Below are 23030 nucleotides of genomic sequence, written 5' to 3'. Positions count from 1 at the left end.
CGTCTACGGTGCCCGCCCCGCCGAGTCGCCCGCGAGTGACCGGCCGGTCGTCTCCTCGACCTCGATCGGCTCCGCCACGGTCCCGCCCCGCCCGGCGACGAACAGTCCCGAGCCGAGCGACCCCAACCCCACCGACCCAAAGCCGAGCGACCCCAACCCCACCGACCCAAAGCCGAGCGACCCGGGTCCCAGCGACCCGAAGCCCAGCGACCCGAAGCCCGGCGAGCCCGACCCAGCCCGGCCCGAGCCCGGCGAGCCCGAGCCCTCGAAGCCAGGCGAACCGCGTCCCAGCGACCCGAAACCCAGCGACCCGCGCCCGAGCGAGCCCAAGCCCGGTGAGCCCAAGCCGGGCGAGCCGGAGCCTGCCCCGCATCCGGAGCCGCCGCGCCCGGTGCCGGTTCCACCGGTGCGGCCCGAGCCGTCGAGGCCCGACCCGACAAAGCCGTTCGAGCCGCCGGCGCCGTTCCCGTCGCCGCAGCCCGGGCCGTTCCCGACGCCAGGGCCGTCGCCCGCGCCGAGCCCGACGCCCCCCGGCCCGTCGCCGGTGCCGCCCGGGCCCGGTCCGAGCCCGGTGCCGCCCGGCCCGGGTCCCAGCCCGGTGCCCCCAGGCCCGGGTCCGAGCCCGGTGCCGCCCGGCCCCGGCCCGAGCCCCGTGCCCGGCCCGCCGCAGCCGATCTTCCCGCCGCCCAGCATCGGGGGCAGCGGACGACCGACCGCCGACCGACCGGACGCCGGCGGATGGGCGTTCAGCAAACCAAGCACGGCCGGACCGAGCACGGCCGGACCGAGCACGGCCGGAACGAGCACGGCCGGAACGAGCACGGCCGGAACGAGCACGGCCGGAACGAGCACGGCCGGAACGAGCGCCGCCGGACCAAACGCCGGTGGATCGACCGCGGGCGGCTGGACGCCTGGCGGGTCGGCACCCGGCGGAGCAAGCGCCGGCAGCCCGACCGGCCCACGCAACCCGGCAGGCGCGAGCGGACCGGGTGGCGGCGGATGGCCGACCGGCGGGCCGAGCGCACCCGGAACTGGCGCGGGCGGACCGGCGGCGCCGTCGTCGGCCGGCACTGGGCAGGCCGGGAGCGGCTTCCCGGCGTACACGATGCCGCCCTCGACACCCACCCACCCGGCGGCAAGCCCGCCGCCGAACCCGTTCGGGGTCGGCGGACCGGCTTCGGCGACCCAGCCGTTCGGTGCGACTTCGCTGCCGGCGACCCAGGTCAGCCAGCCGCCCGCCTACCCGCCGGGGTTCGATCCGGCGGCCACCTCGGCCGTGCCGCAGCAGCGCGGTCTGGGCGGCACGGTTTACGGCGCCGATGACTATCCGTCGATCGACGCGACGATGCCGGTCTCGATCAACCCGGTCGAGAACTCCGGGTCGCTGACCGGCCACATCCTGGCTCAGGGCTGGCGTGACGAGATCGTCGACCGGCGCCGCAGCAACCTCAAGGTGATTATCGCCATGGCGGTGGTGTTGGGGCTCCTGGTGACGGTGTGTGTGGTGTTCCTGCTCACGGCCGGTAGCGCGTTTACGGACACGATTTCGAAGTTCTTTGGCTGAGTTGTCGCAGCTGCCCGGCGCCGCCTATCCTTGCGAGGTTTGCGCCGGGGGGTGAGCCTGCCCACTGCGGGTGCGGAATGCGGTCGGCGTCCCAAACGTTGAGCCGTACACTTATGACAGTTGTTCACGCGGCGTGCCTTCACGGAGCACGCCACGGGCGTTCTTGCGGGCATTACAGCGGCGGGTTCTCGATAGCCGCGGCGGGCCATTCGCGAGCGTGCGCCCCCGTAGAGAGGTTCTCTTGACCACTTTCGCTGACCCCAGCACGTTCCCGTCCGTTTTCGAAACCCCCGCTACTGAGCAAACTCCCGCTACTGAGCAGACCACCGCGACTGAGCAGACCACCGCGACTGAGCAAACCGAGACTGAGCAGGTCGTCGAGGTCGCGACCAAGAGCTTCGCCGACCTCGGTCTGCCGTCCGAGATCGTGCGCGTGCTGACCCGCGAGGGCATCACCACGCCGTTCGAGATCCAGGCCGCGACCATGCCCGACGCACTGGCCGGCCGGGACGTTCTCGGCCGTGGCCAGACCGGCTCGGGCAAGACGCTGGCCTTCGGCCTGCCGCTGCTCGCCCGGGTGGCGGAGGGCGGCCGGGCCCGGCCGCACCACCCCAAGGCGCTGATCCTGGTGCCGACTCGCGAGCTGGCCATGCAGGTGGCCGACGCGCTGCAGCCGCTCGGCCGCGCGGTCGGCGTCTTCCTGAAGACCGCCGTCGGCGGCGTTCCGTACGACCGGCAGATGGACGCGCTGCGGCGCGGCGTCGAGGTGATCGTGGCCACGCCCGGCCGGCTCGGCGACCTGATCGAGCGCGGCGCCTGCAACCTGGCCGACGTCGAGATCACCGTGCTCGACGAGGCCGACCAGATGGCCGACATGGGCTTCCTGCCCGAGGTCACCGAACTGCTGGCGAAGACGCCGGAGAAGGCGCAGCGCCTGCTGTTCTCCGCCACTCTCGACGGTGACGTCGACACCCTGGTCAAGCGCTTCATGCACGACCCGGTGACCCACTCGACCGCGCCCGCCGAGGCGAGCGTGTCCACGATGGACCACCACACGCTGCTGATCCCGCCGCAGGAGAAGTTCCCGATCACCGCGGCGATCGCCAACCGCGACGGCAAGACGATCGTCTTCGCCCGTACGCAGATGGGCGTGGACCGGCTGGTCGAGCAGCTTCGCCAGGTCGGTGTCCGGGCCGGCGCGCTGCACGGCGGCAAGACCCAGCGGGTGCGCACGCGCACGCTGGCCGAGTTCAAGGAGGGTCGCACCAACGTTCTGGTGGCGACCGACGTCGCGGCCCGCGGCATCCACGTCGACGGCATCTCGCTGGTCGTGCATGTGGACCCGCCGAAGGACCCGAAGGACTACCTCCACCGGGCCGGTCGTACGGCGCGGGCCGGCGAGTCCGGCGCGGTGGTGACGCTGGTGCTGCCCAAGCAGCGGCGCAGCACCCAGGCCATGATGGGCAAGGCCGGGGTGGCTCCCGCCGAGGTGCGGGTGCGCCTGGGCGACCCGAAGCTGACCGAGATCACCGGCGCGCGCGAGCCGTCCGGCGTCCCGGTGGTGGACGAGCCGGAGCCGCGTCGCGAGCGGCCGCGGGGTCGTTTCGGCGACCGGCCGCAGCGTTCGTACGGGGACCGGCCGCAGCGCAGCAGCTACGGCGACCGGCCGCAGCGCAGCAGCTACGGCGACCGGCCGCAGCGCAGCGGCTACGGCGACCGGCCTCGCGGGGAGCGCACCGACGGTGACCGCTCGTTCGGTGACCGTTCCTTCGGTGACCGGCCGCAGCGCCCGTTCGAGGACCGGCCGCAGCGCAGCGACCGGGGCTTCTCGGGCCGCAACGGCGAGCGCACCGGTGGTTTCCGCCGGGACAACCAGCGGAGCGACCGCCGCGACGGCTCGTCGGGCCGGTTCGGGGCCCGCCCCGCCCGTACCTTCTGATCGTCTTTCCCCCGAAGCCACGAAGTACCGCAAAACGAGGCCCCAGCACCTGGTGCTGGGGCCTCGTTGCGGGTACAGCTAGAGCCATGCCGCCGACGACGCCAGCATCGCTGTTCTGGGAACGACGCGACACCACCGGGGCCGAGCACGCCCTCGTCGACGCCCGCACCGGCCTCCACGCCCGCGGTACCGTCCTCGCCGTCGACCCGATCGCCTTCACCTGTCGGTACGAGTTGCAGACCGAGCCCGGCTGGACGACGGCCCACCTGGACGTCAGTGCCGAGGGGGCCGGCTGGCGGCGCAGCGTGCGACTCGAGCTGGCCGCCGGGCGCTGGCGCGCCACGACCGCCGAGCAGGGCGACCTCGACGCGGTGCTGGCGGCCGCCGGGCATGCGCGGGCCGGTTTCCCCGGCATCGAGGACCCCGATCTGCTGTACGGGGCGTTCGACGTCGACCTCGGCGGCTCACCGCTGACCAACACGCTCCCGATCCGGCGGCTCGGCCTGCTCAAGGCGGAGCCGGGCGTGGCGCATCGGATCAGCACCGCCTGGGTGCTGGTGCCCAGCCTGGAGGTGATCCAGGCGGATCAGATCTACACCCCGCTCGGCGACAACCGAATCCGGTACGCCAGCGAGACGTTCAGTGCCGACCTGACGGTCGACGACGAGGGTTTCGTGGTCGACTATCCGGGGCTGGCCCATCTGATCCAGTAAATCTCACCCCAGGCCGGGTTGCGGCCGGTTCTCCCATTTCGTGGAGAGGGCGATCGCCGTACGCGTCGATGCCACCCCCGGCGTGCGGTTGATCCGGACGATCAGCTGCTCGAGCTCGGCGATCGTGCCGACCCGGACGATCAGCTGGTAGGACTCCACGCCGGCCATGAAGTAGCAGCTCTCCACCTCGGGCATGGCCCGCACCGCGGCGAGGACGTCGTCGGTGTCGGCCCCGGAGTCCTCGATGATGCCGATGAGCGCGGTGACGCCCAGCCCGAGCGCCTCGTGGTCGACGTCGGCGCGGTAGCCGCGGATGGTGCCCGCCGCTTCGAGCTTGCCGACCCGCTCGTGCACGGCCGGCGCGGAGAGTCCGACCTTACGGGCCAGCTCGGCGTACGACGAGCGCGCATTCTCCCGTAGCAGGTCGATCAGCCGGAGGTCGATGGAGTCCATGAGTCAGACCCTAATCGGGTGCCGGATAGCTACTCACGCCCGGTAGCGACGAATCGGCGGCAGGATAACGATCACTGTCGCAATTAGGGCTTTTTCCGCATTCCAGGGACTCGGTTCCGGGGCAATGCTCTAATGGCTTTACGTCCCGATCGAGCACGCCGACACTCACCGTGATCACGGCCGCTCCAGAAGACCGACGCGAGGAGGGGGTTGTGGACACTGGAGATCGTCTGCTGACACCGGGCGAGGTGGCCGCGCTGTTCCGCGTCGACCCCAAGACGGTCACGCGATGGGCCGCCGCCGGGCGTATCGGCAGCATAAGGACTCCGGGTGGCCACCGCCGGTTCCGCGAGTCGGAGGTGCGCGCCCTGCTCGAGGGCGACGGCGTCGTCGAGGAAATGCGCGAGGACGATGCCGCGAACCGCCCCCGCAATGCCGGGCCGGCGAACCCCGGCATGGGTTACGGCCCGCCCAACGGGTTGCGCTGAGCCTTCAGCCGGCCCGTCCATCGGGCCAGCAACGTGTGCGGTACGCCGAGCGCGTCCAGCGCCTTGCCCGCCACGAAGTCGACGAGTTGCTGGGCGGTCGCCTCGGCCCCCGAGCCGTAGAAGCCGGGGCTGGCCGGCAGCACCACCGCCCCGGCGTCGTGCAACGCGATCAGGTGCTCCAGGTGGCTGCGGGTGACCGGGGTCTCCCGTGGCACGATCACCGTGCGCCGGCGCTCCTTGAGGTTGACCTCGGCGGCCCGTTGCAGCAGGTCCTTGGAGAGCCCGATGGCGATGCCCGCGCACGCGGCGGTGCTGGCCGGCACGACCACCATCCCCTTCGCCGGGTAGGAGCCGCTGCTCGGCCCGGCCGCCAGGTCGCCCGCCGGCCAGTAGGCCAGATCGCCCAGGTCACGGCCGAGCCAGGCGGCCACGTCGTCCTTCCAGTGCCCGTCGCGGACCGTGGCGCCGGTCTCGTCGAGCAGGGTGAGCCGGGCGGCGCGGGAGATGACCAGGTCGACCGATTCACTGGCGTCCAGCAGGGCGGTCAGCACGGCTTTCGCGTACGGCGTTCCGGATGCTCCCGAGACGCCGACGACCCACGGTTCACGCATGCCTCCCAGTGTTACTCCCCGCGGACCAGAGCCGACGCGGGGAAGGCCCGGTTCGCCGTGAACCACGTCGCCCGGTCGCCGGGATCGGCGATCTCGAGGTCGTCGACCAGCCGGGTCAGGTAGTCCTTGCCGACGGCCCGGCAGATGGCCTCCACCACGTACTTGCCGCCGGGCAGCCAGCGGTAGCACCGGCCGTCGTCGGGGCAGTGGGTGCCGCCCGAGGATTTGCCGCCGAACTCCCCCGCGGTCGGAGTGACCACCTCGATCCGGAGTTGATCGGCGTACGGGCTCCGCGGGTCCGGCTCCGGGCCGTGGTCGACGTCGGAGATCTGCGGGGTGGCGACGCTCGCCGGCAGCAGGCGGACCATGGCGGACGGACCGTCGTTGGCGTAGTCCCACTGGGTTTCGACCAGCCGATAGCCCGCCGGCGCGACCGCGGTGCGGAACGGCACGCGCACCGGGCTCACCGAGCCGAGCTGGAAGGCCACGGCGACCTGGCGCATCTCGGCCTTGGTCATCGCGTAGCCGCCGGAGTCGGTCGCGGCGGCGGCGACGATCGCGTACGCGTCGTCGGCGTACTGCCAGACCAGCATCGGGGCGTCCGGATCGGTGGCGAGGTAGGCGGGCCGGCCGCCGATCGCGGCGGTGGCGGTGCGTTTGACGCCCTTCGCGGCGACGAGCGGATCGGCGACCCCGGGGTGGTAGACGGTCAGAATGCCCTCGGGCGAGGCAGGGTCGCCGCCGTTCTTCCAAACCGGCGCGGACATCCCGGCCAGCGTCCAGCGGAACGGGCCGGAGACGGTGAACCTGCCCGCTGGGTAGCCACTGAACGTAAAGTTGATCTCGGCTGTCTTGCTGGGCGACGGGGTGGACGCGGCGGGCGTGGGCGCGTGCCGTGCCGGCCGGGTCACGAGCTGTGGCACGGTCACCGCGACGGCCACGGCCAGCGCGGCGCCGGCCATCCAGCCCGCCCGGCGGCGGCGCAGGCGGCGCTTGCCGGCCCGCACCGCGTCGTCCACGCCGTAGCGCGGCGGCGGCGGATCCTGGGCCGCCTCGTGCAGCAGGTCAGACAGTTCGGTTCGCATGACGGCCCTCCGCTCGCTCATCCAGGATCAGTCGGAGCGCGGTGAGGCCACGCGCCGTGTACGCCTTGACGGTGCCTTCGGGCATGCTCAGCGCGGCGGCGGTCTGCTCCACGCCCAGCCCTTCGAGGAAGCGCAGCACGACCACGGCCCGCTGCTTCACCGGCAGCCGGCCGAGCGCCGCGCGCAGGCGAAGCCGCTCGTCCACGCCGGTCGTCTCGTCGGGGGCGATGCGATCGGGCATGGCGGCGTGGCTGTGCGACTGCTCGCGCCGCCACCACGGACGCCGGGTCTCGTCGATGGCGGCGCGCACCACGGCGGTCCGGGCGTAGGCATCCGGGTTGTCGACCCGCTGCCACCGCACGTACATCTTCGCCAGCGCGCCCAAGACGGCGTCCTCGGCCACCTGCCAGTCGCCGCAGGTGAGGTACGCCAGTCCCCGCAGCGACTCCATCCGCGCGGCGACGAACTCGCGGTACTCGGCCTCTCTATCGCTCACGCGAGTTAGACGGACGACGATGGCCGCGGGGTTACCACCGCCCGATCTATCGCTCACCCGAGTTGGACGGACGACGATGGCCGCGGGGTTACCACCGCCCGGGCCTCAGAGGAACGCGAGGTCGAGGACGGCGAACAGGAACAGGGCGATGCCGACGAAGCCGTTCGCGGTGAAGAAGGCACGGTTGACCTTGGACAGGTCGTTCGGGGTGACCACGATGTGCTGGTAGGCGAACGCCACCGCGGTCAGCGCCAGGCCGATCCACCACAGCCAGGACAGCCCGACCACCTGGCCGAACCAGACGAACAGCGCGAAGGTCACCACATGCGTGACGGTCGAGATGTGCAGGGCGGTGCGCACGCCCCAGCGCGCCGGCGTCGAGTGCACGCCGATCTGCCGGTCGATCTCGACGTCCTGGCAGGCGTAGATGATGTCGAACCCGCCGATCCAGAGCCCGACCGCGACGCCCAGCAGCCACGCCGGTCCCGAGCCCGCGAACGTGCCGGTGATGCCCAGCCAGGCGCCGACCGGGGCGACCGCCTGGGCCAGCGCCAGGACGTAGTGCGGGTAGTTCGTGAACCTCTTCGCGTACGGGTAGATCACCAGCGGGATGACCGCCAGCGGGAACAGCACCAGGCACAGCCGGTTCAGCAGTCCGGCCGCGACCGCCATGACGACCAGCGAGACGATCGCGCCGGACCAGGCGGTCCGCAGGCTGACCGCACCGGTGACCAGCTCCCGGTTCTGGGTACGCGGGTTGAGCGCATCGATCTTGCGGTCGAGGATGCGGTTGGCGGCCATCGCGAAGGTGCGGCCCGCGACCATCGCGATCGTGATCAGCAGCAGGTCGAGCCAGTGGACGCCGGTGTCCAGCCGGTCGAGCGCAACCAGCGCGGAGAGATAGGCGAACGGCAGCGCGAAGATCGAGTGCTCGATCTTGACCAGCTGGAGGAAGGATTTGATCTTGCCCGGCTTCTCCGGTACCGCGGCCACCGCCGTCATATGCCGTATTCCTTCCAGCGCTTGTCCACGAGCGCGACCACCTCGCTCGACATGAGCATCTCTGCCGGCCAGCCTCGGGTGTAGCCCTCGGACGGCAGCTTACGGGTGGCGTCGATGCCCGCCTTTCCGCCCCAGAACTGCTGGTACGACGCGTGGTCGAGGTGATCGACCGGACCCTGGACGAGCAGCAGGTCGCGGTCGTAGTCGACGTTGCCGAACGCGCGGAACGCGACCTCGGCGTAGTCGTGCACGTCGCAGTCCTCGTCGACGACCACGATCAGCTTGGTCAGCGACATCAGGTGGGCGCCCCAGATCGCGTTCATGATCTTCTGTGCGTGCTTCGGATAGCGCTTCCGGATCGAGACGATCACGCAGTTGTGGAAGACGCCGGCGGCCGGCATGTCGTAGTCGACGATGTCCGGGATCAGCATGCGCAGCAGCGGCAGGAAGATGCGCTCGGTCGCCTTGCCGAGGCCGTGGTCCTCCTGCGGCGGCTTGGACGTGATGATCGAGTGATAGATCGGCTTCTTTCGCATGGTCATCGTCTCGATGTGCAGCACCGGGAACGGTTCGACCGGGGTGTAGAAGCCGGTGTGGTCGCCGAACGGGCCCTCGGGCTGCCGCTCGCCGGGCTCGAGATAGCCCTCGAGCACCACCTGGGCGTGCGCCGGAACCTGCAGCGGGACGGACAGGCAGTCGACCATCTCGACCCGCTCGCCGCGCAGGAACCCGGCGAAGAGGTATTCGTCGATGTCGGACGGCAGCGGGGCGCTCGCGGCGTAGCAGACCACCGGGTCGCAGCCGATCGCCACGGCCACCGGCAGACGCTCGCCGCGGCGCTCGGCGACGGCGTGGTGCGCCGTCGAGTCCTTGTGGATCTGCCAGTGCATGCCCAGCGTGTTCCTCGAGTGCTGCTGGAGGCGGTAGAGGCCCAGGTTGCGCTTGCCGGTCTCGGGGTGCTTGGTGTGGGTCAGCCCGAAGTTGTGGAAGATGCCGCCGTCGCCGGGCCAGACCTGCAGGCCGGGAAGCAGGCCGAGGTCGACCTCGTCGCCCTTGAGCACCACCTCTTGGCAGGGCGCGGTCTTCACCTTCTTCGGCGGGAGCGACTTGAGCTGCAGCGCCTTGCCGATGCCCTCGCGGATGCCGGACCAGCCGACCGGGAGCTCCGGTTTGATCAGCGCGCCGATCCGGTCGCCGACCTCGTCGAGCGAGTCGACGCCGAGGGCCATGGCCATCCGCTTCTCGGTGGCGAACAGGTTGATCGCCACCGGCATCTCGCCGCGGGTCGGGCGTTCGAAGAGCAGGGCCGGCCCGCCGGCCCGGACGGTGCGCGTGACCACCTCGCTGATCTCCAGCGTCGGATCCACCGGGACGGTGACCCGGTGCAGTTCACCGGCGCCCTCGAGAGCCGACAGGAAGCTCTGCAGATCGTCATACGGAAACCCACGAGGCGCCATGCAACCCAGTGTTCACCACCCCGGCGACAGATCCGCACCGGGGCGATCATCGTCACTCGGGATGTCCGGTTCGCGTTGAACTGGGCAATTGTTCCCATCGGCTCGGACGCGGCGAGGTGACAGTGAACGTTCGGAACATCGCGCGATGGTGTGCGTTCGGTGCGGTCACCGCGCTGCTGGCCCTGGGGGCCCCGGCCGTGTCGGCGGCCCGCGGACTGCCCGCTTGCCCGCCCGGGCCGGCCTCGACCCGCCCGCCCAGCACGCCGGCCGGGCGAGACTCCCCCGGCGCGTGCCGCGCGGCGGGGCGGATCGTCGAGTCGGCCGTCCGGCTGACCCGGCCCGAGGAGACCGGCTTCACCCCGACCGGCTATCACCACCTGGGCGCCAACTCGGCCGGCGCGTGGAGCGGCGTCTCCGGGCGAATCTCCGTGGTGGACGGTTCGATCCGGCCCGGGAGCTACGACTTCGTGGCCGCGCGGTTCATGGTCAAGCGGGACATGGGCGCCGGCAACATCGCCTGGCTGGAGGCGGGCTGGGCGCAGACCGGCTGGGCCGGGCCGCTGCGGCAGCACATCTACACCTTCAACACCAACACGCGCACCTGGCAGTTCTACGACCAGTACGCGCTGAAGCCGGGCGACCGGGTCTGGGTCGACCTGCACAGCGACGCGAACGGGGTGTGGGGCGCGTGGCTGTGGTGGAACAACCGGTGGAACCTGCTGACCGCGCAGCGCCTGCCGATCGGCCAGAGCGCGTACGTCGAGCAGTATGTCGAGGTGCACGTCGCCGACGGCCGCCCGGCCCGGATCGAGGTGCCATCGGTGACCGTGGACAACGTCCAGTTGCGCCCGCCGGACGGAAGCGCGTCCCGCTACTGGCGGGACGACGTGCCGACGCTGACCGGGTACGGGCCGGGGCAGGCGCAGCGCACCGGCGGCTTCTGCCTGAACTGGGTGAACCGCTACGACACGTGGACGGCCGGCGACTGCGACCCCGACCCGGCGATCACCCCGCTCGCCCCAAGCCCTTGACCGGGAGCTACATCCCGCCGGCGTTGGCGTAGGAGTGGAAGCCGCCGAAGAACAGATTGACGCCGAAGAGGTTCATCAGCATCGTCGCGAAACCCAGCAGCGCGATCCACGTGGCGACCGTCCGCTTGACGCTCGGCGTGGCCCGGGCGTGCAGGTAGCCCGCGTAGACGATCCAGGAGATGAACGCCCAGACCTCCTTGGGGTCCCAGCCCCAGTAGCGTCCCCAGGACGCCTCGGCCCAGATCGGCCCGGCGATCAGCGCGCCGAAGGTGAACAGCGGGAACGCGAAGGCGTGCAGCCGGAAGGTGAGCCGCTCGAGGACGGCCGCGTCGGGGATGTTGCGGCCGAGCGAGTACGGGAAGCGGCGCTTGCCCCTGTCGTAGCCGTCGCGGATCAGGAACATCGTGGCCGGCACCGCGCCGATCAGGAAGATGCCGGTGGCCAGGATGATCGTCGAGACGTGGATGACGAACCAGTACGAGTGCAGGGCCGGCACCAGCGGACCCACCGGGGTGTACGCGATCATGCCGTCCGCGCCGAGGAGCAGCACCAGCGCGAGCGTCACGAACAGGCCGATGTGCCGGATGGCGGGGCGCCGCAGCAGCACGACCACCCAGACCGCCGACCCGACGAAGGTCGCGGAGAGGATGTACTCGTACATGTTGCCCCAGGGCATGCGGTCGGCCGCGATGCCTCGGGTGATCAGCGCGCCCAGGTGCAGCAGCAGCGCCACGATGTTGAGGCCGACCGCGATCCGCCCCACGATCTCGCCCGATTTGCCCGGTTTCGCAGCCTCGGCGACCGGCTGGTCGTCGGGGACATCGGAGACCGGCGCACCCGCTCCGACCAGCTCGCGGGCGGGACGCACGGCCGCCCGGCCGACCCGGCTGGAGGACCCGAAGGCGTACTCGGCCGCGTAGCAGACCATCGCGGCCAGGTAGGTCAGGACCGCGACCGCCATCAGCTGATTCGACAACTCCGCCATCAGGGTGTCCCTTCCTCGGCGGCCTTCACCAACTGCGCGAACTCGTCGGCGAAACCGGGATAGTCGGTGCGCGGGAGGCCACCGGCCGTCAACAACGTACCGCCGTCGCCGTCCGGCGAGGCGGGCAGGGCTCGGAACCACACCCGGCGCCGGTGCCCGCCCAGGGAGAGCATCAGCCCGAGCAGGCCGAGCGCCGCGCCGGCCAGCACCAGCGTCTGCGTCGGGTCGTAGCGGATGGCCAGCGTCGCGTACGGCCGGGTGCCGAGGAACTCCAGCCTGGTGCCGTCGTCCAGGGTCCAGCTGTCGCCGATCGCGAGCTTGTGCGGGCGGGCGCCGCTGACGTTCTTGAGGTCGCCGCTGGCGATCTGGCCCTGGTCGAGCGCGTATACCGAGCCGGGCGTGCCGACGTCGAGCCCTAGGTCGCCGCGGTACGCGGTGAGGAACAGCGCGGGCGCGTTCTCGGCCGGGAACGACGAGGTGGCGCCGCCGTCGCTGCCGACCGTCGGCAGGTACCGGCCCTCGAAGCCGACCTGCAGGGTGGAGTCCCGCTTGTTGGTCTTCGGGTCGATGTTCACGTCCGGGAACTGGGCCACGCCCTCGCTGGTGAACATGCCGTCGACCGGCAGGAACGGCACGACCTTGGTCTGCGAGACGCCGTACCGGTCGGTGTAGCGCAGGCTGACCGCGTAGCCGTGGCCGATCAGGTGCACGTTCGCCCCGTGCAGGCGCAGCGGGTCGTTCACCGTGAACGTGCGGCTCCTGGCCGGCCCGTCGCCCTCGGTCACCGCGACCGTGGCCGAGAAGTTCTTCGGCTGGCCGGTGGTCAGGTACGCGGCGTGGAAGTCGGTCAGCCGGAGGCAGAAGTCCGGCAGGTCGGCGGCGTCGACCCGGGGGCCGAGCGTGGAGTCGTCGTACTGCGCGAGCGAGTCGCAGAAGCCCTGGTCGGCGCCGGCCACCAGGACGCGGTCGCCGTGCCAGCCGTACCAGTGCCCGAAGCCCACCCCGATCAGCACCGCCAGCAGCGAAAGGTGGAAGAGCAGGTTGCCGGTCTCCTTGAGGTAGCCCTTCTCGGCGGAGACGGTCCAGCCGCCGTCTTCCTGCTCGCGCACTTTTGTCCGGAAGCGGCGACGGCGCAGAAGCCGCGCGACGTCCTGCGCCGCGTCTTTTGGAGCGGCTTTTACCGCGAGGTCGGAATTTTCCGGCAGCCGATCGAGGCGCCGGGGCGCATCCGGCGGCGCCTGACGCAGGGCCCTCGCGTGATCACGCAGCCGGGGCAGCACACACCCGATCAACGAGACGAACAGCAGCAGGTAGATCGAGGCGAACCAGGGCGAGCCGTAGACCTCGAAGCCGCCGAGTCGTTCGAGCCACGGCGCCAGCGCGGGGTGGGCCTGGTAGTACTGGGTGACCTTCTGCGCGTCGACCGCGCGCTGCGGGAAGATCGAGCCCGGGATCGCGGCAACGGCCAGCAGGAACAACAGCACCAATGCCGTACGCATGCTGGTCAGCTGCCGCCACGAGTTGCGCAGCAGCGCCCACAGCCGATGGGCCGGTCGCGGCGGCGGTGCGGCCGACGGCGCCGGACGTTCCTCGACCACGGTCACAGCAGGGTCCCCCCACCGAAGTTGAAGGTGGTCAGCAGCCAGACCAGGAAGTGGTTCCAGCCGCCGGTGACCAGCGCGACCCCGACCAGGATCAGCAGCACCCCGCCGACCCGGGTCACCCACCGGCTGTTGCGCCGGACCGCCCGGAAGACCCCGAGCATCCGGCGGAAGAACAGACCGAAGAGCACGAACGGAATACCCAACCCCAGGCTGTACGCGAGAGCGAGGGTCACCGCCCGGTCGGTCTGTCCGCTGGTCGTCGCCAGCGACGCGACCATGGCCAGCGTGGGGCCCGTGCAGGGCAGCCAGGACAGCGCGAAGATCGCCCCGAAGACCGGCGCGCCGACCAGCCCCGCCATCGGCAGCTTGCTGATCCGCGCCTCTCGCTGCAGGCCCGGGATCCAGCCGAGGTAGCCGAGGCCGAGCAGGATCACCAGGACGCCCAGGATCACGTCGAGCATGTCCTGGTGTGCTTTGAGGGCGAAACCGATGTTGGCGACCAGGGTCAGCAGGAGCGTGAAGACGACCGAGAAGCCGAGCACGAACAGGCTGGTGCCGGCCAGCACCCGGCCGTGGACCCGGGTCTTCACCGTGCCCTCGGCGGCGTCCAGGTCGGAGCCGGCCAGCCCGGTCACGTACGAGAGATAGCCCGGCACCAGCGGAAGCACGCACGGCGAGAGGATGCTGACCAGGCCCGCGAGCGCCGCGACGACGACGGCCAGCAGCAGCGGGCCGGTGCCGGCGATCGAGGCGAAGTGGTCACCCATCAGCCGCTACCCTCGGCGGCGATCTTCTCCACCAACGGTTGCAGCTGGCTGTGCGTGGTGGCCGACCGCAGCGCCACCGCGATCCGGCCCTGCCGGTCGAGGATCAGCGTCTGCGGGGTGCTGGTCTGGGTGACGTCGAACTTCAACGCCACCTTGCCCTCGAAGTCATAGATGCTCGGGTACGTGACCCGGCCGCGCTCGAACGCCTTCGCCGAGTCCCGGTCGTCGCGCGAGTTGACCCCGACGAAACTGACCCCCTCGGCCTTGGTGGCCTGGTAGGTCTGCTCGAGGTCGTCCGCCTCGGCCCGGCACGGCGAGCACCACGAGCCCCAGAAGTTGACCACCACGACCTTGCCGCGGTCCTGGCTGACGTCGTAGCTGCCGCCGTCGAGCAGCTCGCCGGTCACGTCCTTGATCTGCGGACGCTGGTCCGGCGCGCACTCCACCACGCTGCCGGTGGTGGTGCACTTCTTGGCCCAGTTCTCCCCGCCGCAGCCGGTCAGGACGACCGCCGCCGCGGCGGCGACGGCCAGGACTCCGGCGATGCGGCGCATGGTCAGGCTCCCTTGGCGGTCTTGGCGGAGGCGGAGAGGGCGACCAGGTGGGCGGCCGGCTCGGAGTAGTCGATGCCGACGACCTTCGAGCCCTCGAAGCGGAACGAGGTGAGGCTGGCCAGGCCGCACTCGCGGCGGCGCGGGTCGTGCCACAGCCGCTTCTTCTCCACGTACCGGCGCAGCGTCCAGATCGGCAGCTGGTGCGAGACGCAGACGGCCTCGTGGCCCTCGGCGGCGACCCGGGCGGCCTGGACGGCGGCGAACATCCGCTGCGCGATCTGCAGGTACGGCTCGCCCCAGGACGGGGTGATCGGGTCGCGCAGCACCCACCAGTGCCGGGGGTTGCTGAGCGCGCCGTCGCCGACCGAGACCCGCTTGCCCTCGAAGTAGTTCGCGCTCTCGATCAGCCGGATGTCGGCGGCGACCTCCAGCTTGAACGCGGCGGCGATCGGGGCGGCCGTCTCCTGCGCGCGGTCGAGCGGACTGGCCACCACGTACGTGATGTCCCGCGCGGCCAGCGCCTCGGCGGCCGCCTTCGCCATCTGGACGCCCAGCTCGGACAGGTGGAAGTCGGGCAGCCGCCCGTACAGGATCTTGTTGGGGTTGAAGACCTCGCCGTGCCGCAGCACGTGCACCGTGGTCCTGGTCAGGTTGCTCAAGAGGCCCTCCCCGCCGCGCCGGCCGCGTGCGGCAGCGCCGCGGCGATCTGCTCCAGCGCCGCGTCGTCCAGCGCCGTCGACACGAACCACGACTCGAACGCGCTGGGCGGCAGGTAGACGCCGCGGCTGAGCATGGTGTGGAAGAAGGCCTTGAACTGGGCGGCGTTCTGCGTCTTCGCGGTGTCGTAGTCGACCACGTCGGTCTCGGTGAAAAAGATCGAGAACATGTTTCCGGCGTACGAGAGGCGGTGCGCCACCCCGGCCGCGGTCAGCGCCTCGGAGGCCAGCGCGCCGACGGTGGCGGAGAGCTCGTCGAGCCGCTTGTAGACCGCGTCGTCGGCGAGCCGCAGCGAGGCGAGCCCGGCCGCGCAGGCCAGCGGGTTACCGGAGAGCGTGCCGGCCTGGTAGACCGGGCCGGCCGGGGCGAGCCGCGACATGATCTCGCGCCGCCCGCCGAACGCGGCCGCGGGCAGTCCCCCGCCCATCACCTTGCCGAACGTGAACAGGTCGGCGTCGACCGGCTCGAGCCCGGCCCAGCCCCCGGCCGAGACCCGGAAGCCGGTCATCACCTCGTCGACGATCAGCAGCGCGCCGTGCCGGTGGGCGATCTCGGCCAGCCGCTGGTTGAAGCCGTCGCGGGGGGCGACCACGCCCATGTTTCCGGCCGCCGCCTCGGTGATGACCGCGGCGATCTCGTCGCCCTCCGCCGCGAACGCGGCCTCGACCGCGGCGGCGTCGTTGTACGGCAGCACGATCGTCTCGGCGGTCGCGGCGCCGGTCACGCCGGGCGAGTCGGGCAGGCCGAGGGTGGCCACGCCCGAGCCGGCCGCGGCGAGCAGCGCGTCCACGTGCCCGTGGTAGCAGCCGGCGAACTTGACGACCTTCGACCGGCCGGTGAATCCACGGGCCAGCCGGATCGCCGTCATCGTGGCCTCGGTGCCCGAGTTGACCAGGCGGACCTCGTCCACCGCGGTCCGCCGGACGATCTCCTCGGCCAGGTCGACCTCGCCGGCCGTTGGGGTGCCGAAGCTGGTGCCGAGGGCGGCCGCCGCCTGCACCGCGGCGACGATCTCCGGGTGCGCGTGACCGTGGATCAGCGGTCCCCACGAGCAGACCAGGTCGACGTAGCGCCGGCCGTCCGCGTCGGTGAGCCACGGACCGTTGCCCTGCGACATGAATCGGGGCGTGCCGCCGACCGCTCGGAACGCACGCACGGGTGAATTGACCCCGCCGGGCACGATGGCCGAGGCGCGGTCGAACAGGGCCTGAGAGACCGGGGCGTCCTCCGGGTACGGGAGGCCCTCGGCAGGGTATGAGGTGGTCACAGCGGCTCCCATTCTGTCAGCGGCCCCGTCGTGCCGTCCCAAGAGGGTTCTTCACGTCGCTCGTGGGTCACACCAGCATGTCCGGTACGCCCGGTTGCCAACGTGCCCAGCGGGCAGATCCACACCCTGGACGATAGGCTCTGGCTGTGGAGCGACCGGAGCTGAACATCGCGGTTGAGCGCACTCCCGACGAGGTTGTCCTCCGCCTCGCCGGGGAGATCGACGTGCTCACGGTCACCAACCTTTCGACCATCGTCAATGACACGCTGACCGATCCGCCCGCCCGAATCGTGCTGGACATGGCCGGTGTCACATTCTGCGACTCGCAGGGGCTCGGCACCCTGGTCGTCCTCAGCCGCAAGGCCCAGCATGCGCGCACGGTGCTCGCCCTGACCAACGTCGGTGACTTCCTCATGCGCGTTCTCGACATCACCGGCCTGCGCAGCGCCCTGATGATCAGCTCGGTGACGTAGAAGGGATTGCCTTCAGTCCGCTTTTGGGTGGTGGGCGGGGTGGTTGGATGGTGTTGCCTTGACGCCGGTGTGAAGGCCTAGCGTCGAGGTCATGCTGATCGGTGAGCTGGCCGAACTGGCCGGGACGAGCGCCCGGACCCTGCGCTACTACGAGGAGCAGGGCCTGGTCCGCCCGCAACGGGACACCCACGGTTACCGGCAGTACGACGAGGCGGAGCTGAAGGTCGTCCACGAGATCCGGTCGCTGCTCGCGGTCGGCTTCGGCATGGACGACATCAAGCCGTTCGTCGAATGCCTGCGCGCCACCGGTTCCGGTCACGTCTGCCCCGACTCGGTCGCGGTGCTGCGCCGCAAGCTGGCCGAGGTGGACGGCCTGCTCGCGGAGCTCGCCGACGTTCGGCTACGCCTGCACACCCAGCTGACCCAGGCCCTCGCCCATCGGGAGACCCCATGCTCGTCACCGTCACCGACGCCACCCTCGACTCGCTCGTGTTGAAGGCCGAGCTTCCGTTCGTCCTCGATTTCTGGGCCGAGTGGTGCCCGCCCTGCCGCCCGATGGCGCAGGTCTAGCGCAACCATGTGTTGGATCCGAGCCGCCAGGCTCGGAACCTCGCAAGCTCAACGCCGACGAGAACCCGGAAACGACCCGCGCCTACCGGGTCATGGCGATGCCCACGCTGCTGTTCTTCACCGGCGGGGTGGTGACGACGTCGCTGGTGGGCTTCCGGCCCAAGTCGGTCCTACGGTCGGCGCTGGCCGGCGCCCTCCAGCCGTACGTCAATCGTTAGGCGTTCCCCAGCGGGCCTTCTCCAGCAGGGCCAGCGCCTCGGACGCCGCCTCGTCGCCGTTGGCCCGCAGCACCCGGGCCGCCTCGTCGACCGTCTCGGTCAGCCGCTGCCACTGCGCATCCCGCTCGCGTGCCGCCTCCGCATTGGCCTTGAGCTGCTGAGTCTTCGTCCACAGGTCGACGAAGATGCTCACCTTGGCACGCAGCACCCACGGGTCGAACGGCTTCGTGAGGTAGTCGACCGCGCCGACCGCGTACCCCCGCAGCGCCAACTGCGCGTCGCGGTCGGCCGCGGTCAGGAACAGGATCGGCACGTGCCGGGTGCGCTCGCGGCGCTTGATGTGGCTCGCCGTCTCGAAACCGTCCATGTTGGGCATCTGCGCGTCCAGCAGGATGACCGCGAAATCGTCGGTGAGCAACTGTTTCAGGGCCGCCTCGCCGCTCTCCACGGCCACCGGGGTCACCGGCAGACCCTGGAGGATGGCCTCCAGCGCGAGCAGGTTGTCTTTCCGGTCGTCGACCAGCAGGGCTTTGGCGCGCTCGCCCACTACCTCATCCCTTCCAGCTCTGTCAGCCGCGCTCCGGCTCGGTGCTCGCATCGGCGTTCACCCAGCGGGCCATCAGCTCGATCAGCTCGTCCAGGTCGACCGGCTTGGTGATGTAGTCGCTCGCGCCGGCCGCGAGGGCCGATTCCCGGTCGCCGGGCATCGCCTTCGCGGTAAGGAAGACTACCGGGAGATCGCGGAAACGCTGGTTGCGCCGGATGCCGCGGGTGGTCTCGTAGCCGTCCTGATCGGGCATCATCGCGTCCATCAACACGATGTCCACCTCGGGGTGCTCGGCCAGCAGGCGGACGCCGTCCACCCCGTTGTCCGAGTAGAGCACGTTCAGCCCGTGCATCTCGAGGGCGCTGGTCAGGGCGAACACGTTCCGGACGTCGTCGTCGACGATCAGCACGGTCGCGCCGTCGAGTTGCCGGCCGGCCGCGCTGATGTGCCCGTCGGCCTCCCGGTGGCTGATCACCGGGAGGTCGAGCAGCGGGATGTCGACCGACTGGGCCGGGCGCACCACCACGGTCGTCGACGGCTCGGACGGCAGTGCGAGGACCGGCGCCGACTCGGGGGTCAGCGCGTCCGGCACGTACAGCGTGAAGGTCGAGCCCTCGCCGGGCATCGACGACACCACGATCGTGCCGCCGAGCAGCGCCGCGAACTCACGGCTGATCGACAGGCCCAGGCCGGTGCCGCCGTACTTGCGGGTGGTGGTGCCGTCGGCCTGCTGGAACGGCTCGAAGATGATCGCCAGTTTCTCGTCCGAGATGCCGATGCCGGTGTCCGAGACGGCGAACGCCACCACCTGCCGGGCCGCGGTCAGCGCCGGGATGTCGAAGTCGGTGCTCGGCGGCGCCGCGAAGATGCTCAGGGTCACCGAGCCGGAGTCGGTGAACTTGACCGCGTTGGAGAGCAGGTTGCGCAGGATCTGCTGGAGCCGCTGACCGTCGGTGACGATCGAGGCGGGCAGATCGGGCGCCACCTCGACCCGGAAGTCGAGGTTCTTGACGTCGGCCTGCGGGAGGAACGCCTGTTCGACGTACGCCCGGACGCCGTCGAAGTCGATCTGGTCGACCTCGACGTCCATCCGGCCCGCCTCGATCTTGGAGAGGTCGAGGATGTCGTCGATCAGCGAGAGCAGGTCGGAGCCGGCACTGTGGATGGTGCGGGCGAACTCGATCTGCTTCTCGGTGAGGTTCAGCTCGGTGTTGTCGGCGAGCAGGCGGGCCAGCAGCAGCAGGGAGTTGAGCGGCGTACGCAGCTCGTGGCTCATGTTGGCCAGGAACTCCGACTTGTACGCGCTCGCCCGGGACAGCTGCTGCGCCTTCTCCTCGAGACCGCGCCGGGCCTGCTCGATCTCCCGGTTCTTGGTCTCGATGTTCGCCTTCTGCTCGCTCAGCAGCTTGGCCTTGTCCTCCAGCTCGGCGTTGGTGCGCTGCAGTTCGGCCGACTGGTCCTGCATCTCCCGGGCCAGCCGCTGCGACTGGGACAGCAGCTCCTCCGTACGCCGGTTGGCCTGGATGGTGTTGAGCGCGACGCCGATCGTCGCCACCAGCCGCTCGAGGAAGGTCAGATGCAGCCCGGAGAAGGCGGCGACGGACGCGAACTCGATCACGCCGAGCATCTCGCCCTCGAACAGCACCGGCAGCACGACCAGGTCGTTCGGCGGCATCGACATGAGACCGGAGCGCATGGTGAGGATGCCGTCGTGGGTGGCCCGCACCCGGATCGTCCGGCGGGACACCGCGGCCTGCCCGACCAGCCCCTCGCCGGGCCCGAAGGTCACCTCGTGGTTGCGGGCCACATAGCCGTACGAGGCGGCCAGCCGCAGGCGCATGACCGCCTGCTCGTTGTCGACCAGGAAGAACGCGCCCAGCTGCGCGTCCACCAGCGGCGTCACCTCGGTCATGATCATGCGGCAGACCTCGCCGAGGTCGCGCTGGCCCTGCAGCAGGCCGCCGATCCGGGCCAGGTTGGAGTCCAGCCAGCCCTGCTCGGCGTTCGCCTTGGTGGTCTCGCGCAGGGTCACGATCATCTGGTTGATGTTGTCCTTGAGCTCGGCCACCTCGCCCTGCGCCTCGACCGCGATGCTCTGGGTCAGATCGCCGCGGGTCACGGCGGTGGAGACCTCGGCGATCGCGCGGAGCTGGATGGTGAGCGTCGAGGCGAGCTGGTTCACGTTGTCGGTGAGGTCCTGCCACGTACCGGAAACGCCCTTGACCTGCGCCTGACCGCCGAGCTTGCCCTCCACGCCGACCTCCCGGCCGACCCGGGTGACCTCGGTGGCGAACGACGACAGCTGATCCACCATCGTGTTCACGGTGTCCTTGAGCTCCAGGATCTCGCCGCGGGCGTCGACCGTGATCTTCTGCGACAGGTCGCCCTTCGCCACCGCCGTGGTGACCGAGGCGATGTTCCGCACCTGGGCGGTCAGGTTGGACGCCATGTAGTTCACGTTGTCGGTCAGGTCGCGCCAGGTGCCGGCCACCCCACGCACCTGCGCCTGACCGCCGAGCTTGCCCTCGGAACCCACCTCGCGGGCCACCCGCGTGACCTCGTCGGCGAATGACGACAGCTGATCCACCATCGTGTTCACGGTGTTCTTCAGCTCCAGGATCTCGCCCTGCGCGGCCACCGTGATCTTCTGCGACAGGTCACCCTTGGCCACCGCGGTAGAGACCTGGGCGATGTTCCGCACCTGGGCGGTCAGGTTGGACGCCATCGAGTTGACGTTGTCGGTCAGGTCGCGCCAGGTGCCGGCCACGCCACGCACCTGCGCCTGACCGCCGAGCTTGCCCTCGGTGCCCACCTCGCGGGCCACCCGGGTCACCTCGTCGGCGAACGACGACAGCTGATCCACCATCGTGTTGACCGTGGTCTTCAGCTCCAGGATCTCGCCGCGGGCATCGACCGTGATCTTCTGCGACAGGTCGCCCTTCGCCACCGCGGTGGTGACCGAGGAGATGTTCCGCACCTGGCTGGTCAGGTTGGAGGCCATGTAGTTCACGTTGTCGGTCAGGTCGCGCCACGTGCCCAGCACGCCCTTCACCTGGGCCTGACCGCCGAGCTTGCCCTCCGAGCCCACCTCGCGGGCCACCCGGGTCACCTCGTCGGCGAACGACGACAGCTGATCCACCATCGTGTTCACGGTGTTCTTCAGCTCCAGGATCTCGCCGCGGGCATCGACCGTGATCTTCTGCGACAGGTCGCCCTTCGCCACCGCGGTGGAGACCTGGGCGATGTTGCGGACCTGGTCGGTGAGGTTGTTCGCGAGCTGGTTCACGTTCTCGGTGAGGTCCCGCCACGTGCCGGAGACGCCGCGGACCTGCGCCTGGCCGCCGAGCTTGCCCTCGGTGCCCACCTCGCGGGCCACCCGGGTCACCTCGTCGGCGAACGACGACAGCTGATCCACCATCGTGTTCACGGTGTCCTTGAGCTCGAGGATCTCGCCCTGCGCGGCCACCGTGATCTTCTGCGACAGGTCGCCCTTGGCCACCGCGGTGGAGACCTGGGCGATGTTCCGCACCTGGCTCGTCAGGTTGGACGCCATCGAGTTCACCGAGTCGGTGAGGTCCTTCCAGGTGCCGGCCACGTTCGGCACGTCGGCCTGGCCGCCCAGCTTGCCCTCGGTGCCCACCTCGCGGGCCACCCGGGTCACCTGCTCGGCGAACAGGCGCAGGGTGTCGGTGAGGCCGTTCATCGTGTCGGCCAGTTCCGCCACCTCGCCGCGGGCCGACACGGTGATCTTCTGCGACAGGTCGCCGCGGGCCACCGCCGTCGCGACCTGCGAGATCGAGCGCACCTGGTGGGTCAGGTTCGACGCCATCAGGTTCACCGAGTCGGTCAGGTCCTTCCAGGTGCCGGCCACGCCGCGCACGTCGGCCTGACCACCCAGCTCGCCCTCCGTGCCCACCTCGCGAGCCACCCGGGTCACCTCGTCGGCGAACGACGACAGCTGATCCACCATCGTGTTCACCGTGCGGCCGATGCGCAGGAATTCACCCCGCAGAGGTCGGCCGTCCATCTCCAGCGCCATGTGCTGGGACAGATCGCCCTCCGCGACCGCCACGATGACCCGGGAGATCTCGGTGGTCGGCCGGCCCAGGTCGTCGATCAACGAGTTGACCGAGCGGACGCTGTCCGCCCACGAGCCGTCCAGGCCCTCGTCGTCCAGCCGCTCGGTAAGCCGGCCGTCGCGGCCGACGATCCGGCTGATCCGCCGCAGATCGAGGTTCTGCCGTTCCTGCAGGGAGACGACCTCGTTGAACGCGTCGGCCACCTCGCCGGCGGCGCCACCGCGGCGCGGGAGCCGGACCTTGAGATCGCCCCGGCGCACCCGGCGCAGCGCCTCGGCGAGCTCGCCCAGAACGGCGGTCTCGTCGTGGACTTCTTTTGCCGCAGTCATGGCGTTCCTCATTTCCCATCCAACCGCCCCGCCACCACCCATAACCGGACTGAAGACTTTCCTACAGACGGCCGGTGGGCT

Annotated in this window: 24 protein-coding genes; 9 read left to right on the top strand and 15 right to left on the bottom strand. The window is 70.6% G+C overall.

Annotation, left to right across the window (positions count from 1 at the left end; genetic code table 11):
* Positions 1-3 precede the first annotated feature (3 nt).
* A complete protein-coding gene (locus ODJ79_RS10205; protein ID WP_263023109.1) occupies positions 4-852 on the bottom strand; it encodes a hypothetical protein in 849 nt (282 codons plus the stop codon).
* Positions 853-1105: 253 nt separating this feature from the next.
* Here ODJ79_RS10205 and ODJ79_RS10200 point away from each other — a divergent pair, with 253 nt between their 5' ends.
* From ODJ79_RS10200 to ODJ79_RS10190, 3 genes are all read left to right on the top strand, one after another.
* A complete protein-coding gene (locus ODJ79_RS10200; RefSeq protein WP_263023108.1) occupies positions 1106-1564 on the top strand; it encodes a hypothetical protein in 459 nt (152 codons plus the stop codon).
* Positions 1565-1805: 241 nt separating this feature from the next.
* On the top strand, positions 1806-3503 hold the full coding sequence (locus tag ODJ79_RS10195) for a DEAD/DEAH box helicase (protein WP_263023107.1): 1698 nt from the start codon (positions 1806-1808) through the stop codon (positions 3501-3503).
* Positions 3504-3589: 86 nt separating this feature from the next.
* On the top strand, positions 3590-4216 hold the full coding sequence (locus ODJ79_RS10190; RefSeq protein WP_263023106.1) for a putative glycolipid-binding domain-containing protein: 627 nt from the start codon (positions 3590-3592) through the stop codon (positions 4214-4216).
* A gap of 3 nt (positions 4217-4219) precedes the next feature.
* Here ODJ79_RS10190 and ODJ79_RS10185 read toward each other — a convergent pair whose 3' ends face one another.
* Positions 4220-4669: an Lrp/AsnC family transcriptional regulator gene (locus ODJ79_RS10185; protein WP_020515111.1), complete on the bottom strand. Its 450-nt coding sequence runs from the start codon at positions 4667-4669 to the stop codon at positions 4220-4222.
* A gap of 212 nt (positions 4670-4881) precedes the next feature.
* Between ODJ79_RS10185 and ODJ79_RS10180 the strand changes: the two genes are divergently transcribed.
* The gene (locus ODJ79_RS10180; protein WP_263023105.1) at positions 4882-5157 is read left to right on the top strand and encodes a BldC family transcriptional regulator; all 276 of its coding nucleotides are present in this window, start codon (positions 4882-4884) and stop codon (positions 5155-5157) included.
* Here ODJ79_RS10180 and ODJ79_RS10175 read toward each other — a convergent pair.
* From ODJ79_RS10175 to ODJ79_RS10155, 5 genes are all read right to left on the bottom strand, one after another.
* A complete protein-coding gene (locus ODJ79_RS10175) occupies positions 5130-5768 on the bottom strand; it encodes a UbiX family flavin prenyltransferase (RefSeq protein ID WP_263023104.1) in 639 nt (212 codons plus the stop codon). The two genes, ODJ79_RS10180 and ODJ79_RS10175, sit on opposite strands and share 28 nt — an antisense overlap.
* 11 nt (positions 5769-5779) lie before the next feature.
* A complete protein-coding gene (locus ODJ79_RS10170) occupies positions 5780-6853 on the bottom strand; it encodes a hypothetical protein (protein ID WP_263023103.1) in 1074 nt (357 codons plus the stop codon).
* Positions 6834-7349: a SigE family RNA polymerase sigma factor gene (locus ODJ79_RS10165; protein WP_263023102.1), complete on the bottom strand. Its 516-nt coding sequence runs from the start codon at positions 7347-7349 to the stop codon at positions 6834-6836. The genes ODJ79_RS10170 and ODJ79_RS10165 overlap by 20 nt, the downstream gene beginning before the upstream one ends.
* A 105-nt stretch (positions 7350-7454) precedes the next feature.
* On the bottom strand, positions 7455-8351 hold the full coding sequence (gene mqnP, locus ODJ79_RS10160; protein WP_263023101.1) for a menaquinone biosynthesis prenyltransferase MqnP: 897 nt from the start codon (positions 8349-8351) through the stop codon (positions 7455-7457).
* On the bottom strand, positions 8348-9808 hold the full coding sequence (locus ODJ79_RS10155) for a menaquinone biosynthesis decarboxylase (RefSeq protein WP_263023100.1): 1461 nt from the start codon (positions 9806-9808) through the stop codon (positions 8348-8350). Before ODJ79_RS10155 ends, mqnP begins: the two co-directional genes overlap by 4 nt.
* Before the next feature lie 122 nt (positions 9809-9930).
* On the opposite strand from ODJ79_RS10155, the gene ODJ79_RS10150 reads away from it, so the two are divergent.
* Positions 9931-10839: a hypothetical protein gene (locus tag ODJ79_RS10150; protein ID WP_263023099.1), complete on the top strand. Its 909-nt coding sequence runs from the start codon at positions 9931-9933 to the stop codon at positions 10837-10839.
* A 7-nt stretch (positions 10840-10846) separates the two neighbouring features.
* Here the strand turns inward: ODJ79_RS10150 and ccsB are convergent, their stop codons facing one another.
* Genes ccsB through hemL form a run of 6 tightly spaced genes read right to left on the bottom strand, consistent with a single transcriptional unit; the run spans position 10847 to position 16745 of the window.
* Positions 10847-11824, bottom strand: coding sequence for a c-type cytochrome biogenesis protein CcsB (gene ccsB / locus ODJ79_RS10145; protein ID WP_263023098.1), 978 nt, complete (start codon positions 11822-11824; stop codon positions 10847-10849).
* Positions 11824-13428, bottom strand: a complete 1605-nt coding sequence (locus ODJ79_RS10140; RefSeq protein ID WP_263023097.1) for a cytochrome c biogenesis protein ResB — start codon at positions 13426-13428, stop codon at positions 11824-11826. Before ODJ79_RS10140 ends, ccsB begins: the two co-directional genes overlap by 1 nt.
* The gene (locus ODJ79_RS10135; protein ID WP_263023096.1) at positions 13425-14195 is read right to left on the bottom strand and encodes a cytochrome c biogenesis CcdA family protein; all 771 of its coding nucleotides are present in this window, start codon (positions 14193-14195) and stop codon (positions 13425-13427) included. Before ODJ79_RS10135 ends, ODJ79_RS10140 begins: the two co-directional genes overlap by 4 nt.
* Entirely contained in the window at positions 14195-14749 is a 555-nt protein-coding gene (locus ODJ79_RS10130) for a TlpA family protein disulfide reductase (RefSeq protein ID WP_263023095.1), read from the bottom strand. Before ODJ79_RS10130 ends, ODJ79_RS10135 begins: the two co-directional genes overlap by 1 nt.
* 2 nt (positions 14750-14751) lie before the next feature.
* On the bottom strand, positions 14752-15399 hold the full coding sequence (locus tag ODJ79_RS10125) for a histidine phosphatase family protein (RefSeq protein WP_411267292.1): 648 nt from the start codon (positions 15397-15399) through the stop codon (positions 14752-14754).
* A gap of 5 nt (positions 15400-15404) precedes the next feature.
* Positions 15405-16745, bottom strand: a complete 1341-nt coding sequence (gene hemL, locus ODJ79_RS10120; protein ID WP_263023093.1) for a glutamate-1-semialdehyde 2,1-aminomutase — start codon at positions 16743-16745, stop codon at positions 15405-15407.
* Between the two features lie 134 nt (positions 16746-16879).
* Here hemL and ODJ79_RS10115 point away from each other — a divergent pair, with 134 nt between their 5' ends.
* From ODJ79_RS10115 to ODJ79_RS10105, 4 genes are all read left to right on the top strand, one after another.
* Positions 16880-17206: an STAS domain-containing protein gene (locus ODJ79_RS10115; RefSeq protein ID WP_263023092.1), complete on the top strand. Its 327-nt coding sequence runs from the start codon at positions 16880-16882 to the stop codon at positions 17204-17206.
* Between the two features lie 91 nt (positions 17207-17297).
* Positions 17298-17702: a MerR family transcriptional regulator gene (locus tag ODJ79_RS10110; protein ID WP_263023091.1), complete on the top strand. Its 405-nt coding sequence runs from the start codon at positions 17298-17300 to the stop codon at positions 17700-17702.
* The gene (locus ODJ79_RS47110) at positions 17657-17776 is read left to right on the top strand and encodes a thioredoxin family protein (RefSeq protein WP_411267290.1); all 120 of its coding nucleotides are present in this window, start codon (positions 17657-17659) and stop codon (positions 17774-17776) included. Before ODJ79_RS10110 ends, ODJ79_RS47110 begins: the two co-directional genes overlap by 46 nt.
* A 92-nt stretch (positions 17777-17868) precedes the next feature.
* On the top strand, positions 17869-17994 hold the full coding sequence (locus tag ODJ79_RS10105; RefSeq protein ID WP_263023090.1) for a hypothetical protein: 126 nt from the start codon (positions 17869-17871) through the stop codon (positions 17992-17994).
* On the opposite strand, the gene ODJ79_RS10100 is transcribed toward ODJ79_RS10105, so the two are convergent.
* Together ODJ79_RS10100 and ODJ79_RS10095 are read right to left on the bottom strand one after the other, a co-directional pair.
* Positions 17984-18541 (bottom strand): two-component system response regulator, encoded by a 558-nt coding sequence (locus tag ODJ79_RS10100; RefSeq protein ID WP_263023089.1) that lies wholly within the window; start codon positions 18539-18541, stop codon positions 17984-17986. The two genes, ODJ79_RS10105 and ODJ79_RS10100, sit on opposite strands and share 11 nt — an antisense overlap.
* A 22-nt stretch (positions 18542-18563) precedes the next feature.
* A complete protein-coding gene (locus tag ODJ79_RS10095) occupies positions 18564-22949 on the bottom strand; it encodes a HAMP domain-containing protein (protein ID WP_263023088.1) in 4386 nt (1461 codons plus the stop codon).
* Positions 22950-23030: the final 81 nt, after the last annotated feature.

Source organism: Actinoplanes sp. KI2 (genome assembly GCF_025630775.1).
In the GTDB taxonomy this organism is placed as follows: Bacteria; Actinomycetota; Actinomycetes; order Mycobacteriales; family Micromonosporaceae; genus Actinoplanes.
This window is presented reverse-complemented; position numbering and strand designations above follow the sequence as displayed.

Coding starts and splice junctions, on each gene's coding strand:
- ODJ79_RS10200 (WP_263023108.1), top strand. CDS start 1,106: ATGCCGCCCTCGACACCCACCCACCCGGCGGCAAGCCCGCCGCCGAAC.
- ODJ79_RS10190 (WP_263023106.1), top strand. CDS start 3,590: ATGCCGCCGACGACGCCAGCATCGCTGTTCTGGGAACGACGCGACACC.
- ODJ79_RS10185 (WP_020515111.1), bottom strand. CDS start 4,669: ATGGACTCCATCGACCTCCGGCTGATCGACCTGCTACGGGAGAATGCG.
- ODJ79_RS10175 (WP_263023104.1), bottom strand. CDS start 5,768: ATGCGTGAACCGTGGGTCGTCGGCGTCTCGGGAGCATCCGGAACGCCG.
- ODJ79_RS10170 (WP_263023103.1), bottom strand. CDS start 6,853: ATGCGAACCGAACTGTCTGACCTGCTGCACGAGGCGGCCCAGGATCCG.
- mqnP (WP_263023101.1), bottom strand. CDS start 8,351: ATGACGGCGGTGGCCGCGGTACCGGAGAAGCCGGGCAAGATCAAATCC.
- ODJ79_RS10155 (WP_263023100.1), bottom strand. CDS start 9,808: ATGGCGCCTCGTGGGTTTCCGTATGACGATCTGCAGAGCTTCCTGTCG.
- ccsB (WP_263023098.1), bottom strand. CDS start 11,824: ATGGCGGAGTTGTCGAATCAGCTGATGGCGGTCGCGGTCCTGACCTAC.
- ODJ79_RS10135 (WP_263023096.1), bottom strand. CDS start 14,195: ATGGGTGACCACTTCGCCTCGATCGCCGGCACCGGCCCGCTGCTGCTG.
- ODJ79_RS10130 (WP_263023095.1), bottom strand. CDS start 14,749: ATGCGCCGCATCGCCGGAGTCCTGGCCGTCGCCGCCGCGGCGGCGGTC.
- hemL (WP_263023093.1), bottom strand. CDS start 16,745: ATGGGAGCCGCTGTGACCACCTCATACCCTGCCGAGGGCCTCCCGTAC.
- ODJ79_RS10110 (WP_263023091.1), top strand. CDS start 17,298: ATGCTGATCGGTGAGCTGGCCGAACTGGCCGGGACGAGCGCCCGGACC.
- ODJ79_RS47110 (WP_411267290.1), top strand. CDS start 17,657: ATGCTCGTCACCGTCACCGACGCCACCCTCGACTCGCTCGTGTTGAAG.
- ODJ79_RS10105 (WP_263023090.1), top strand. CDS start 17,869: ATGGCGATGCCCACGCTGCTGTTCTTCACCGGCGGGGTGGTGACGACG.
- ODJ79_RS10095 (WP_263023088.1), bottom strand. CDS start 22,949: ATGACTGCGGCAAAAGAAGTCCACGACGAGACCGCCGTTCTGGGCGAG.